Annotated in this window: 12 protein-coding genes; 10 read left to right on the top strand and 2 right to left on the bottom strand. The window is 58.6% G+C overall.

What is annotated here, in order from left to right:
• Positions 1–83: 83 nt before the first annotated feature.
• The 3 genes from AC07UI_RS17960 to AC07UI_RS17950 all read left to right on the top strand — a co-directional run bounded on the left by AC07UI_RS17960 (position 84) and on the right by AC07UI_RS17950 (position 4,010).
• Complete coding sequence (locus AC07UI_RS17960; RefSeq protein ID WP_494993763.1) at positions 84–1,373, top strand: M18 family aminopeptidase; 1,290 nt, start codon at positions 84–86, stop codon at positions 1,371–1,373.
• A gap of 135 nt (positions 1,374–1,508) precedes the next feature.
• Positions 1,509–1,685: a hypothetical protein gene (locus AC07UI_RS17955; RefSeq protein WP_494993762.1), complete on the top strand. Its 177-nt coding sequence runs from the start codon at positions 1,509–1,511 to the stop codon at positions 1,683–1,685.
• A gap of 78 nt (positions 1,686–1,763) precedes the next feature.
• A complete protein-coding gene (locus AC07UI_RS17950) occupies positions 1,764–4,010 on the top strand; it encodes a mechanosensitive ion channel family protein (RefSeq protein ID WP_494993761.1) in 2,247 nt (748 codons plus the stop codon).
• A gap of 68 nt (positions 4,011–4,078) precedes the next feature.
• Here AC07UI_RS17950 and AC07UI_RS17945 read toward each other — a convergent pair whose 3' ends face one another.
• Entirely contained in the window at positions 4,079–4,792 is a 714-nt protein-coding gene (locus tag AC07UI_RS17945) for a UTRA domain-containing protein (protein WP_494993760.1), read from the bottom strand.
• Positions 4,793–5,153: 361 nt separating this feature from the next.
• On the opposite strand from AC07UI_RS17945, the gene AC07UI_RS17940 reads away from it, so the two are divergent.
• From AC07UI_RS17940 to AC07UI_RS17915, 6 genes are all read left to right on the top strand, one after another.
• Positions 5,154–6,221 carry an ABC transporter substrate-binding protein gene (locus AC07UI_RS17940; protein ID WP_494993759.1) on the top strand — a complete coding sequence of 356 codons (1,068 nt, stop codon included), beginning with the start codon at positions 5,154–5,156 and terminating at the stop codon, positions 6,219–6,221.
• A gap of 131 nt (positions 6,222–6,352) precedes the next feature.
• Positions 6,353–7,159, top strand: a complete 807-nt coding sequence (locus AC07UI_RS17935; RefSeq protein ID WP_494993758.1) for an alkaline phosphatase family protein — start codon at positions 6,353–6,355, stop codon at positions 7,157–7,159.
• Between the two features lie 62 nt (positions 7,160–7,221).
• Positions 7,222–8,001, top strand: a complete 780-nt coding sequence (locus AC07UI_RS17930; RefSeq protein ID WP_494993859.1) for an ABC transporter permease — start codon at positions 7,222–7,224, stop codon at positions 7,999–8,001.
• Positions 7,988–8,788, top strand: coding sequence for an ABC transporter permease (locus AC07UI_RS17925; RefSeq protein WP_494993757.1), 801 nt, complete (start codon positions 7,988–7,990; stop codon positions 8,786–8,788). Before AC07UI_RS17930 ends, AC07UI_RS17925 begins: the two co-directional genes overlap by 14 nt.
• The gene (locus tag AC07UI_RS17920; RefSeq protein WP_494993756.1) at positions 8,785–9,774 is read left to right on the top strand and encodes an ABC transporter ATP-binding protein; all 990 of its coding nucleotides are present in this window, start codon (positions 8,785–8,787) and stop codon (positions 9,772–9,774) included. The genes AC07UI_RS17925 and AC07UI_RS17920 overlap by 4 nt, the downstream gene beginning before the upstream one ends.
• Positions 9,775–9,817: 43 nt before the next feature.
• Complete coding sequence (locus AC07UI_RS17915) at positions 9,818–10,471, top strand: HAD family hydrolase (protein ID WP_494993755.1); 654 nt, start codon at positions 9,818–9,820, stop codon at positions 10,469–10,471.
• Positions 10,472–10,509: 38 nt separating this feature from the next.
• Here the strand turns inward: AC07UI_RS17915 and AC07UI_RS17910 are convergent, their stop codons facing one another.
• Positions 10,510–11,472, bottom strand: coding sequence for a zinc-binding dehydrogenase (locus AC07UI_RS17910; RefSeq protein WP_494993754.1), 963 nt, complete (start codon positions 11,470–11,472; stop codon positions 10,510–10,512).
• Positions 11,473–11,610: 138 nt separating this feature from the next.
• On the opposite strand from AC07UI_RS17910, the gene AC07UI_RS17905 reads away from it, so the two are divergent.
• The gene (locus AC07UI_RS17905) at positions 11,611–13,692 is read left to right on the top strand and encodes a carboxy terminal-processing peptidase (RefSeq protein ID WP_494993753.1); all 2,082 of its coding nucleotides are present in this window, start codon (positions 11,611–11,613) and stop codon (positions 13,690–13,692) included.
• Positions 13,693–13,806 lie beyond the last annotated feature (114 nt).

Here is a 13,806-nt window from a genome sequence, read left to right as displayed (position 1 = left end):
CTTCGGCAACTGCTACAGGAGCGTGCCGCGCCAAATCTGCAGTCAATACGGTAAACTTGCGCCACTGCTGTCTGGAGTTACTTATGCGCGAAGAGTTGAACCAAGGCCTGATCGACTTTCTCAAGGCCTCCCCTACCCCGTTTCATGCCACCGCCAGTCTCGTTCAGCGTCTGGAAGCGGCAGGTTATCAGCGCCTTGATGAGCGCGAGCCCTGGACCACCGAAACCAATGGTCGCTACTACGTCACCCGCAACGACTCCTCTATCGTCGCCTTCAAGCTCGGCCGACACTCACCGCTGCACGGCGGTATCCGCCTGGTGGGCGCACACACCGACAGCCCGTGCCTGCGGGTCAAACCGCAACCCGAGCTGCAACGCCAGGGCTTCTGGCAACTGGGCGTAGAAGTTTATGGTGGCGCACTACTCGCACCCTGGTTCGACCGCGACCTGTCCCTGGCCGGGCGCGTGACCTTCCGTCGTGACGGCAAGGTCGAGAGTCAGCTGATCGACTTCAAACTACCGATTGCCACCATTCCCAACCTGGCCATCCACCTCAATCGCGAAGCCAACATGGGCTGGGCAATCAATGCCCAAACCGAACTGCCGCCGATCCTCGCGCAGTTTGCCGGCGATGAGCGGGTGGACTTCCGCGCGGTATTGACCGACCAGCTTGCTCGAGAACATGGCCTGAACGCCGACGTGGTGCTCGATTACGAGCTGAGCTTCTACGACACTCAAAGCGCCGCGATCATTGGCCTGCATGGCGATTTCATCGCCGGCGCGCGCCTGGACAACCTGCTGTCGTGCTACGCCGGTCTACAAGCGTTACTCACTGCCGAGACAGACGAAACCTGCGTGCTGGTGTGCAACGATCACGAAGAAGTCGGTTCCTGCTCCGCCTGTGGCGCCGATGGCCCGATGCTTGAGCAAACCTTGCGCCGTCTGTTGCCCGAGGGTGACGAGTTCGTACGGACCATTCAGAAGTCACTGCTGGTCTCGGCCGACAACGCCCACGGCGTGCATCCCAACTACGCCGACAAACACGACGCCAACCACGGCCCGAAACTCAATGCCGGTCCGGTGATCAAGGTCAACAGCAACCAGCGCTACGCCACCAACAGCGAAACCGCAGGCTTCTTCCGCCACCTATGCATGGCCGAAGAAGTGCCGGTACAAAGCTTCGTGGTGCGCAGCGACATGGGCTGCGGCTCGACCATCGGCCCGATCACCGCCAGCCACCTCGGCGTACGCACCGTGGACATCGGCCTGCCGACCTTCGCCATGCACTCGATCCGCGAACTGTGCGGCAGCCACGACCTCGCACACCTGGTGAAAGTACTCAGCGCGTTCTACGCCAGCCGCGATTTGCCATAAGCCTGCATTTTGGGGGGCAATCGTGATCCCTTCCGGGCACCACGATCCCCCTGATTTCGTTTCTGATAGACATCAATCCGGATTGTGCAAAAGCCACCTAGACTTATGCCAATCCCCTCTGACAAGGCTGTCGCCATGTTTTCGATGTCTGCGTTCCACGCCATGCTTATTCCGATCCTGGCAGGCATGATCCTGTTGGCCGTCGGTTTCAACTTCCGCGATAAAAACGCCGGCGTCTTCAGTATGTGGATCGGCATGTTGCTGATTCTCGCCACCGTGCTTTACAAGATCCTCGCCAAACTCGCCGAATAAATGCGCTCGCTGCGCTCGCATTGATTTTAAGTGACTCGTACACTCGGTCGACCCGCACTTCTCGAGGTTGACTGCCTAGTGTTCGCTCGTCTTTTTGCCCTGCCCTCCTGCTTCCTCATCTGTCTGTTGATGCTGCTTCCCATCGTTCCGGTTCAGGCTGTCGGTCTGCCGAGCCTGCTCCACAGCACGGCGAATCCCCAGCAGCAAGCGCAGGAACCCCTTGGGCAATCGCTGGACGAAGTGATCAAGTCGCTGGAAAACGATCAGCAACGCACAAAACTGCTGACCGACCTGAAGAAACTCCGCGATGCCACCAAAAAGGCCCAGCCCGTTACCGAAGAAGGCGTACTCGGGTTGATCGGCGGCACGCTGGCCAGTTTCGAAGAGCAGTTCTCAGGCGCTGACAGCCCCCTGTCCCGATGGTCAGAAGAGTTCGATCTGGCCAAGGATGAACTGTCCGAACTAATGCTGCCGGCCAGTGAGTGGCTGCCAATCATCTTCGCCTTCGCCTTGATTCTGATGCTCTGGAGCCTCCTGGCGGCCGCGCTGATCTGGCTCAGTCATCGGGTGCGCCTGCGCTTCGGTCTCACCGAAGAGTTGCCGCAACACCCCAAGACCTGGGACATGCTGCGCTTTGCCCTGCGCAAACTCGGCCCGTGGATGATCGCGCTGTTGATCACCGTCTATATGAGCTATTCCCTGCCCTCATCATTAGGCAAAGACCTGGCGATGGTGCTGGCCTACGCACTGGTGGTCGGCACCTGTTTCTCGGCGGTCTGCGTGGTGGCATTTTCCGTGCTCGACGGCCCGCACCGTCATCGCGCCCTGTACATCCTTCGGCATCAGGCCTTTCGCCCGTTGTGGCTGATCGGCAGCTTTGCTGCCTTCGGTGAAGCCCTGAACGACCCGCGCCTGGTGGCCAGCCTCGGCAGCCATCTGGCGCACACCGCCGCGACCTTTGCCAATGTGCTGGCAGCGCTGTCCACCGGCATGTTCATCCTGCGTTTCCGTCGGCCAATCGCACATTTGATCCGCAACCAGCCGTTGTCACGGCGCCTGACCCGTCGCGCCCTGAGCGACACCATCGAAATTCTCGGGACCTTCTGGTACTTGCCCGCGCTGGTGTTGGTGGCAATCTCGCTGTTCGCCACATTCGTGTCGGCCGGCGATACCAGCACCGCATTGCGCCAATCGCTGATCTGCACAGTGTTGCTGGTGCTGTGCATGGTGATCAACGGACTGGTACGCCGCCATGCGCTCAAACCCCAGCGCGGGCTCAAACGCCATGCCCTGTATTCGGACCGTCTGAAAAACTTCTTCTATACCCTCGCGCACCTGGTGGTGTGGCTGGCGTTCATTGAACTCGGGCTGCGGGTCTGGGGGATGTCACTGATCCGCTTTACCGAAGGCGAAGGCCACGAAATCAGCGTCAAACTGTTCAGCCTCGGCGGCACGCTGATCTTCGCTTGGCTGATCTGGATTCTCAGCGACACCGCCGTGCATCACGCGCTGACCCGCTCGCGCAAAGGCCAGGCCAATGCCCGCGCGCAAACCATGATGCCGCTGATCCGTAACGTGCTGTTCGTGGCTATTTTCATCATTGCGCTGATCGTCGCCCTGGCGAACATGGGCATGAACGTCACGCCACTGCTGGCCGGTGCCGGTGTGATCGGTCTGGCCATCGGTTTCGGTGCCCAGTCGCTGGTCGCCGACCTGATCACCGGGCTGTTCATCATCATCGAAGACTCGCTGGCCATCGACGACTATGTGGATGTTGGCGGCCACCTGGGTACGGTCGAGGGCCTGACCATCCGCACCGTGCGCCTGCGGGACATCGACGGTATCGTCCACACGATTCCGTTCAGCGAAATCAAAAGCATCAAGAACTACTCGCGGGAGTTCGGCTACGCGATCTTCAGGGTAGCCGTTCCCTACAACATGGAAATCGACGACGCGATCAAACTGATGCGCGAAGTGGGTCAGAAAATGCGCACTGACCCGTTGCAACGCAGGGACATCTGGTCACCGCTGGAAATTCAGGGCGTAGAAAGCTTCGAGTCAGGCAGCGCGATTTTGCGGGCGCGTTTCAAGACCGCACCGATCAAGCAATGGGAAGTATCCCGAGCGTTCAACCTGTCGCTCAAGCGACATCTGGATGAAGCGGGGCTGGATCTGGCGACACCGCGCATGAGTGTGCAGGTTGTGACGCCGGGGGGGGGGGTGGGATGGAGAAGGAGTGAGGCTGTCGGGCGCCAGTCTGGACCTGCGTTGACGGTGTACATGTGCGTTTCAGCGGCAATGGATATGTACACCATCAAGAAATAGGCTGACTGTCAGGCCGTCATCGCGAGCAAGCTCGGCTCCTACAGGGGATCTGTAGCCGGCAGGGCGCTTTACACCACATCCACCCCGACATGAATCGCATCATGTCGCCAAAACTCCAGATCGCAATCGATCAGCCTTCCGTGCTGATCATAATTGACCCGGGCAATCCGCAGCCCGGGACTGCCCACCGAAACCTTCAACGCCGCCGCCGCATCCACCTGCAACGAAGTCGGAACGATCTCAAAACGCACCCGCCCGTAATGCAAATCGTAATGCCGCGCATAGAGCTCAGTGATCGACTGATTCAGGTCGAAATCAAGAATCTTCGGAAAATACTGCGGATTGAGGTAGTGCTCGACATATAGCACCAGGCGCTCATCGATACGTCGCGCGCGGCAGATCTGGATCACACTCGATAACGCCGGTAACTGCAGCCAGGCACAGACCGCCGCCGACGCCGGTTGCAAACGCGCCGAAATCACTTCCGTGGACGGCACCCGGCCCTGGGCGCTGACCATGGCGTGGAAGTGACTGCGCTGCATCAGGTTGTAGGCCAGGCGTGGCGGTGAGACAAACCAGCCGCGGCGCTCCTCACGGTAAATCTGCCCTTGCGCCTCCAATTGTAACAACGCCTCACGCACGGTGATTCGCGTGGTACCAAACAACTCGCTGAGTTTGCGCTCGGCCGGCAGTTTGACGCCGGGCGGCAACAGACCGTGTTCGATCTGTTCCTGCAAAACCTGCCCAATGGCTGTCACCGCCTTGGTTGCCTCTTCACGCATCAACGTTACCTATCTGGACTAGGCCAGCACTGTTTATGGGCAGAACCGCGCTTCAAATCGGCTCCTTCAACTCTATGCAAGCCTAGGCAATGCACATGACTGCCAGATGACAAAGCCGCCCAACGGTTGATCCAGACACCTGCAATTTAATAGCCAAGTCCTTTCAGATCAGCCTTTTAGCCATGGTCTACGCTTATCTCGCAGCGTCCGCACAAGAGCTTCATAAATGCTTGCAGGCGAGATACCGACATCAAAGTGTCATCCCGCCCGCTTAAATTGGCTCAGGTATTGCTGACCTAGACCAACCAACCCCAAGACTGTAGCTAAAACGCAGCGTTGAAAACGCCCAAAGGAGCTTCGGATGAAACAGCTTTTCCTGGCATCACTGTTAGGCTCGACCATTGCCATGTGCACCTGTGCCATGGCAGCTAATACCGATTTAAAAGCCCTGGAAGCCGCTGCGAAAGCGGAAGGCGCGGTCAATAGCGTTGGCATGCCCGATGACTGGGCCAACTGGAAAGGTACCTGGGAAGACCTGGCCAAAAACTACGGCCTCAAGCACATCGACACCGACATGAGCTCGGCCCAGGAAGTGGCCAAGTTCGCCGCCGAAAAAGACAATGCCAGTGCTGACATCGGCGACGTCGGTGCCGCCTTTGGCCCGATCGCGGTCAAGCAAGGCGTGGTTCAACCGTACAAACCAAGCACCTGGGCGCAGGTTCCGGACTGGGCCAAAGACAAGGACGGCAACTGGGCACTGGCCTACACCGGCACCATTGCGTTCATCGTCAACAAGAAGCTGCTGCACGGTTCCGAAGCGCCAAAAAGCTGGGCTGACCTGGAGAAGGGTAAATACAAGGTTTCCATCGGTGACGTAAGCACCGCTGCCCAAGCGGCCAACGGCGTGCTGGCTGCGGCCATATCCAAAGGTGGCAATGAAAAGAACATCCAACCGGCACTGTTGATGTTCGCCGAAATCGCCAAGCAAGGTCGCCTGTCGCTGGCCAACCCGACGATTTCCACCATGGAAAAAGGTGAAGTCGAAGTCGGTGTGGTCTGGGACTTCAACGGCCTGAGCTACCGCGACAAGATGGTCAACAAGGACGATTACGAAGTGCTGATCCCTTCCGATGGCTCGGTGATTTCCGGCTACACCACCATCATCAACAAATACGCTCAGCACCCGAACGCCGCCAAACTGGCTCGCGAGTACATTTTCAGCGATGCCGGCCAAATCAATCTGGCTCGCGGTAATGCACGTCCGATCCGTGCCGAGCACTTGACCCTGCCGGCTGACGTAAAGGCCAAACTACTGCCCAATGAACAGTACAAAAACGTGACACCAATCAAAGATGCCGATGCCTGGGAAAAGACCTCCAAGGCTCTGCCGCAGAAGTGGCAGGAAGAAGTCATCATCAATATGCAGTAATGCTGCATCTGTAGGAGCGAGGCTCGCCCGCGATGCAGACAACTCGGTCTGTCTGGCGACCGCGGTGATTGCATCGCGGGCGAGCCTCGCTCCTACAGATATTTCTCCTATTTTTGCGGAGTCCTCGCCCAATGCAGCACAACGTCATCCTTGTCGTGCTCGATGGCCTGAATTATGAGGTCGCCCGGCATGCCATGGGGCATCTACAGGCCTATACCGGCGCAGGACGCGCGGCACTCTACAAACTCGAGTGCGAACTGCCAGCTCTGTCCCGACCGCTCTACGAATGCATTCTGACCGGCGTAACACCCATCGACAGCGGCATTGTCCATAACAACGTCTCGCGCTTGTCTACCCAGCGCAGCGTGTTCCACTACGCCACCGATGCAGGGCTCAGCACCGCGGCGGCGGCCTATCACTGGGTCAGTGAGCTGTATAACCGTTCGCCATTCAACGTGGCGCGCGATCGCCATACCATCGCTGCGGGTCTGCCGATTCAGCACGGACACTTCTACTGGAGTGACCACTACCCCGATTCACACCTGTTCGCCGATGCCGAAAACCTGCGCTTGCGGCATTCGCCGAACTTTCTATTGGTTCACCCCATGAACATTGACGACGCCGGGCACAAGCACGGCCTCGATACCCCGCAATACCGCAACAGCGCGCGCTCGGCCGACATCATCCTTGCCGACTACCTGCAAGGCTGGCTCGACGCCGGATATCAAGTGCTGGTAACTGCCGACCATGGCATGAACAACGACCGCTCGCACAACGGCCTGCTCACCGAGGAGCGGGAAGTGCCGCTGTTCGTCCTCGGCGATGCTTTCAGTCTTGATCGCAATGCTGCGCCGAAACAGACCGAGCTCTGCGGCACCATCTGCGAGTTGCTGGGCGTTGCCCACGACAAACCTGTCTGCCGGGAGCTGTTGAAGTGAATTCAATCACTCGAGGCAAATGGCTGGCGGCGCTCTGCCTGGCTCCTTTCGCCCTGTTCTTTATGGTGTTCCAGATTGCCCCGCTGTGTTGGGTAATGATCCACAGCGTGCAATCGGAGGAGTTCGGTTGGGGCCTGGCCAATTTCAGCAGGATCTTCAATTCGAAGTTCTATTTGCAGGCGATTCAATACAGCCTGGAGATCAGCTTCTGGTCCAGCGTGTTCGGGATCATCATCGCCGTGCTGGGCAGCTATTCGCTGCGCCGGGTCGACTCGCGACTGCGCAACTTCGTCAATGCATTCGCCAATATGACCAGCAACTTTGCCGGCGTCCCGCTGGCTTTCGCCTTCATCATCCTGCTGGGTTTCAACGGCACGTTCACCATCATGCTCAAGCAGGCCGGAATCATTCAGGACTTCAACCTGTACTCCAAGACCGGGCTGATCATTCTTTACACCTACTTCCAGATCCCCCTCGGCGTGCTGCTGCTCTACCCGGCCTTCGACGCCCTGCGCGAAGACTGGCGCGAGTCCGCCGCGCTTCTCGGTGCCAGCGGCTGGCAGTTCTGGCGGCACATCGGCTTGCCGGTGCTGACCCCGGCACTGCTCGGGACCTTCGTCATCCTGCTGGCCAATGCCCTCGGTGCCTACGCCACGGTGTACGCCCTGACCACCGGCAACTTCAACGTGCTGCCGATCCGGATCGCCGCGATGGTCTCCGGCGACATTTCGCTGGACCCGAACATGGCCAGCGCCCTGGCTGTGGTGCTGGTAGCGCTGATGACGCTGGTCACCGTCGTACACCAGTTACTATTGAAGAGGAGCTACCATGTCACGCGCTGAAACCGGCTCTGTCGTCCTCTACCACCGACTCGTGGTTTATCTGCTGTTTGCGATTCTGCTGCTGCCGCTCGCCGGAACACTGATCTACTCGATCGCCAGCAATTGGTCGGCAACCATTCTTCCCAGTGGATTTACGATCAAATGGTATGTCCAGCTATGGAGCGACCCGCGCTTTCTCAATGCCTTCGGCCAGTCGTTGCTGGTCTGTGTCGGCGCTCTGGTGCTGTCGGTGGTGCTGATTCTGCCGCTGCTATTCGTGGTGCATTACCACTTCCCCAAGCTCGATGCGCTGATGAACATCCTGATCCTGCTGCCGTTCGCAGTACCGCCAGTGGTGTCCTCGGTGGGGCTGTTGCAGCTCTATGGTTCCGGGCCGTTCGCGATGGTCGGCACGCCCTGGATTCTGGTCGGTTGCTACTTCACCGTGGCACTGCCGTTCATGTACCGGGCGATCACCAACAACCTGCAAGCGATCAACCTGCGCGACCTGATGGACGCTGCCCAACTGCTTGGCGCCAGCACCTGGCAGGCGGCATTCCTGGTGGTGCTGCCAAACCTGCGCAAGGGCTTGATGGTGGCGTTGTTGCTGTCCTTCTCGTTTCTGTTCGGTGAGTTCGTGTTCGCCAACATCCTCGTCGGCACCCGCTATGAAACCCTGCAGGTCTACCTGAACAACATGCGCAACAGCAGCGGCCACTTCACCAGCGCGCTGGTGATTTCCTACTTTTTCTTTGTGCTGGTTCTGACCTGGGTTGCCAATATCTTGAACAAGGACAAAAGCCAATGAGCTTCGTCAGCGTCCAACACCTGAAAAAAAACTACGCCGGCACCACAGTGTTCAGCGACATCAACTGCGAAATCCAAAAGGGTGAATTCGTCACCCTGCTCGGCCCCTCGGGCTGCGGCAAATCCACCCTGCTGCGCTGTATCGCCGGACTGACCTCGGTGGACAGCGGCAAGATTCTCCTTGACGGCCAGGACCTCGTCCCGCTGAGCCCGCAAAAACGCGGCATTGGCATGGTGTTCCAGAGCTATGCGCTGTTCCCCAACATGACCGTGGAGCAGAACGTCGCGTTCGGCTTGCGGATGCAAAAGGTCAATACCGAGGACAGTCGCAAGCGTGTACTTGAGGTGCTGCGACTGGTGGAGCTGAACGACTTCGCCGCACGCTATCCGCATCAGCTTTCCGGCGGTCAATGCCAACGGGTGGCCCTGGCCCGCTCGCTGGTGACCCGGCCACGCCTGTTGCTGCTGGATGAGCCACTGTCGGCGCTGGATGCACGGATTCGCAAACACCTTCGCGAACAGATCCGTCAGATCCAGCGCGAGCTGGGGCTGACCACCATATTCGTCACCCATGATCAGGAAGAAGCGCTGATCATGTCTGACCGGATCTTCCTGATGAACCAGGGCAAGATCGTCCAGAGCGGTGACGCCGAAACCCTCTACACCGCACCGGTGGACGTATTTGCCGCGGGGTTTATCGGCAACTACAACCTGCTCGATGCCGACAGCGCCAGCAAGTTGCTGCAACGCCCGATCACCGGTCGCATCGCCATTCGTCCGGAAGCCATCGAACTGAGCCTGAACGGTGAGCTCGACGCCCAGATTCGCAGCCACAGCCTGTTGGGCAACGTGATTCGTTACCGCGTCGTAGCTCGTGGCGTGGAATTGGTGGTCGACGTATTGAACCGCTCGGCGGCTGATTTGCATGCCGACGGTCAACGCCTGGCGCTTTCCATCGATCCGACGGCCCTGTGTGAGGTAGCCTGATGCTCTTGATGGGCCTGATTATTTTGAAGAGAGAGCTGCGCTAATGGCTTTGGCAATTTTTGATCTGGACGAAACCCTGATCCACGGCGACTGCGCCACCTTGTGGAGCGAACAGATGGGCCGCCTTGGCTGGGTCGACAGCGAGTCCTTCATGCGTCGCAACAACGAGCTGATGGACGCCTACAGCCACGGCAAACTGAACATGGAAGACTACATGGCCTTCAGCCTGGAGCCGATTGCCGGACGTACTCCGCAAGAAGTTGAGCATTTGGTGGCACCGTGGGTCGAGGACGTAATCGAGCCCATCATTTTCAGCGACGCCTGCAAAGCCATCGCCGCACACCGCAAGGCTGGCGACCGGATCCTGGTGATCTCGGCCTCTGGCACGCACCTGGTCAAACCCATTGCCGAGCGTCTGGGCGTTGACGAAATATTGGGGATCGAGCTGGAAGTGACCCATGGGGTCTATAGCGGCAACACCGTCGGCACCCTGACCTACCGCGAAGGCAAGATCACCCGCTTGCTGGAGTGGCTGGACACCGAAGGCGAAAACCTCGAAGGCGCGAGTTTCTACTCAGACTCACGCAATGACCTGCCGTTGTTGCTGAAAGTCGACTTCCCACATGTGGTCAACCCGGATCCGGTGTTGCAGGAGCACGCCGAGAAAGCCGGATGGCCAATCCATCTCTGGAAGTAACCCATGATCGCTCCCATGCTCCGCGTGGGAACGATCTGTCAGACCAGGCTTTCGTCAATCACCAACACCAACTTGCCCGACACCTTGTTGGTCGCCAGTTCGGCAAACGCGGCTTCAGCATCCCTGATCGCAAAGGTCTTGGCCAGTTGCGGGCTCAACCGCCCTTCGGCGAACAGCGGCCAGACGTGCTGACTCAGATCGCTGAACAGATCGGCCTTGAATTGCTCGTCCCGACTGCGCAGGGTCGAACCCAGTAGCTGCACCCGCTTGGCCAACACCTGCGCCAGGTCCAACTGCGCTTCACGCCCGCCCATCAGACCGATCAACACCCAGCGGCCATCGCGCGCCAGCAGTTTCACGTTCAGCGCGGCATAGTTGGCCCCCACAGGATCGAGGATGACGTCAAACGGGCCGAACTCATTCAAACTTTCCAGACCATCGGTACGGACCACTCCGCCCTGTGCGCCCAAAGCCTCGCAGTAGGCCAGACGATCCGCCGAACCGACACTGACCCAGCACGGGTTGCCAAATGCCTTGCACAGTTGAATAGCCGCCGACCCAACGCCGCTGGCACCCGCGTGCAACAGCACTTTTTCACCGGGCTTGAGCGCTGCCAGCTGAAACAGGTTCAGCCACGCGGTGCTGTAGACCTCGGGCAGTGCGGCCGCTTCAGTCAGCGACAGACCTTGCGGCACAGGCAACACATGACGGCCATCGACCACCACTTCTTGCGCCATCCCACCACCGGCCAGCAGCGCGCAGACGCGATCACCCACTTGCCAGGGCGAACCCGCCCCCACCTCGCTGATCACCCCGGAACACTCCAGCCCCAGCACTTGACTGGCACCAGGCGGCGCGGGATAGAGTCCTGCGCGCTGTAACAGATCGGCCCTGTTCAAGCCCGCAGCCGCTACTCGAATACGAACTTGCCCTACGTCACACGTCGGACTCGGCTCTTCAACCCATACCACTCGACCTTCAACGCCTTGCAATGCTTTCACAGTGCCTCCATAGTGAGTCTGGACTGAGCCCGTTGCTGTAGCGTCGGGCTTTTTGCATTATGCGACCGGTTCCTGCGGAACCGGCGACTTCAAAGACGGCCTAATATGCGTGATCAATTGTCCCCGCGTCGAATCAGCATGAAGCATTTGTTCCCCAGCACCGCCCTAGCTCTCTTCATTGGTCTCGGCCTTATGCAGCTGTCGACCAATACGTTCGCAGCCAATAGCTGGGACAATCTTCAGCCCGATCGTGACGAGGTGATTGCCAGCCTTAACGTCGTCGAGTTGCTCAAGCGTCACCATTACAGCAAGCCGCCTCTCGATGACGCGCGCTCTGTGATCATCTATGAAAGCTACCTGAAGCTGCTGGATCCGTCGCGCAGTTACTTTCTCGCCAGCGATATTGCCGAATTCGACAAATGGAAAACCCAATTTGACGACTTCCTCAAGAGCGGCGACCTGAATGCCGGGTTCACCATCTACAAGCGTTATCTGGACCGCGTCAAAGCGCGTCTGGACTTCGCCCTGCTTGAACTGAACAAAGGCGTCGACAAATTCGACTTCACCACCAACGAGTCGTTGCTGATCGATCGCAAGGACGCTCCTTGGCTCAAGACCACCGCAGAACTCGACGACCTGTGGCGCAAACGCGTCAAGGATGAAGTGCTGCGCCTGAAAATCGCCGGCAAAGATACCAAGGCTATTCAAGAGCTGCTGACCAAGCGCTACAAGAATCAGCTGGTGCGACTGGATCAAACCCGTCCTGAAGATATCTTCCAGGCATACATCAACACCTTCGCCATGTCCTACGACCCGCACACCAACTATCTGTCGCCAGATAACGCGGAGAACTTCGACATCAACATGAGCCTGTCGCTGGAAGGCATCGGCGCTGTGTTGCAGAGCGACAATGACCAGGTAAAAGTCGTGCGCCTGGTGCCGGCAGGCCCGGCGGACAAAACCAAGCAAGTCGCACCGGCGGACAAGATCGTCGGCGTTGCCCAGGGCGACAAGGAAATGGTCGATGTGGTCGGCTGGCGTCTGGATGAAGTGGTCAAACTGATCCGCGGACCGAAAGGCTCGGTGGTGCGTCTGGAAGTGATTCCGGCCAGCAATGCACCGAATGACCAGACCAGCAAGATTGTCGCTATCACTCGCGAAGCGGTGAAACTGGAAGAGCAGGCGGCGAAAAAGTCGATTCTCAACCTGAAACAGGATGGCAAGGACTACAAGCTCGGGATTATTGAAATTCCGGCCTTCTACCTTGACTTCAAAGCCTTCCGCGCCGGTGACCCGGATTACAAGAGCACCACCCGCGACGTGAAGAAACTGTTGACCGAACTGCAAAAAGACAAAGTCGATGGTGTGGTCATCGACCTGCGTAACAACGGCGGCGGCTCGTTGCAGGAGGCCACCGAGCTGACCAGTCTGTTCATCGACAAAGGTCCGACCGTGCTGGTGCGTAATGCCGATGGCCGGGTCGACGTACTTGAAGATGAAAACCCTGGCGCGTTCTACAAAGGCCCGATGGCCTTGCTGGTCAACCGTCTCTCGGCTTCCGCCTCGGAGATTTTTGCCGGCGCCATGCAGGACTACCACCGCGCGCTGATCATCGGCGGTCAGACCTTCGGTAAAGGCACCGTGCAGACTATCCAGCCGCTCAATCATGGCGAGCTGAAACTGACGCTGGCCAAGTTCTACCGGGTTTCCGGGCAGAGCACCCAGCATCAGGGCGTGCTGCCGGATGTCGACTTCCCGTCGATCATCGACACCAAGGAAATCGGCGAAAGCGCCCTGCCTGAAGCCATGCCGTGGGACACCATTCGTCCGGCGATCAAACCGGCGCTCGATCCGTTCAAACCGTATCTGACGCAGTTGAAATCCGAGCATAACGCACGCTCGGCCAAGGACGCGGAATTCGTGTTCATCCGCGACAAACTGGCCCTGGCCCAGAAGCTGATGACCGAGAAAACCGTCAGCCTCAACGAAGCCGAGCGCCGCGCGCAGCACGCTGATATCGAAGCCAAGCAGCTTGCAATGGAAAATATCCGTCGCAAGGCCAAGGGTGAAGAGCAGCTCAAAGAGCTGAAGAAAGAAGACGAAGAAGCAATCGCGGCCGAGCCGGACAAGACCAAACCGGAAGACGATGCCTACCTGAGCGAAACCGGGCGGATTCTGCTGGATTACTTGAAGCTCAACACTGCGGTAGCGAAACACTGACAATGATGGCAATTTAATCTAGACGTTCCGCGGATCGTCATCAAATAGTCATCATTCTGTCGTGAAATACAGGACTGGGCGCCCGCGGCGCCCAGTCCTTTTTTTATCGACAGA

The organism is Pseudomonas sp. GW821-FHT04C07, from assembly GCF_059420325.1.
Note: the sequence above shows the minus strand (reverse complement) of the source record. Positions and strands in the feature narration are given on the sequence as shown.

What these genes read in the sequence shown, in the direction of transcription:
- AC07UI_RS17960 (WP_494993763.1), top strand. Translation starts at nt 84, where the DNA reads ATGCGCGAAGAGTTGAACCAAGGCCTGATCGACTTTCTCAAGGCCTCC.
- AC07UI_RS17955 (WP_494993762.1), top strand. Translation starts at nt 1,509, where the DNA reads ATGTTTTCGATGTCTGCGTTCCACGCCATGCTTATTCCGATCCTGGCA.
- AC07UI_RS17945 (WP_494993760.1), bottom strand. Translation starts at nt 4,792, where the DNA reads ATGCGTGAAGAGGCAACCAAGGCGGTGACAGCCATTGGGCAGGTTTTG.
- AC07UI_RS17940 (WP_494993759.1), top strand. Translation starts at nt 5,154, where the DNA reads ATGAAACAGCTTTTCCTGGCATCACTGTTAGGCTCGACCATTGCCATG.
- AC07UI_RS17935 (WP_494993758.1), top strand. Translation starts at nt 6,353, where the DNA reads ATGCAGCACAACGTCATCCTTGTCGTGCTCGATGGCCTGAATTATGAG.
- AC07UI_RS17930 (WP_494993859.1), top strand. Translation starts at nt 7,222, where the DNA reads ATGGTGTTCCAGATTGCCCCGCTGTGTTGGGTAATGATCCACAGCGTG.
- AC07UI_RS17925 (WP_494993757.1), top strand. Translation starts at nt 7,988, where the DNA reads ATGTCACGCGCTGAAACCGGCTCTGTCGTCCTCTACCACCGACTCGTG.
- AC07UI_RS17920 (WP_494993756.1), top strand. Translation starts at nt 8,785, where the DNA reads ATGAGCTTCGTCAGCGTCCAACACCTGAAAAAAAACTACGCCGGCACC.
- AC07UI_RS17915 (WP_494993755.1), top strand. Translation starts at nt 9,818, where the DNA reads ATGGCTTTGGCAATTTTTGATCTGGACGAAACCCTGATCCACGGCGAC.
- AC07UI_RS17905 (WP_494993753.1), top strand. Translation starts at nt 11,611, where the DNA reads ATGAAGCATTTGTTCCCCAGCACCGCCCTAGCTCTCTTCATTGGTCTC.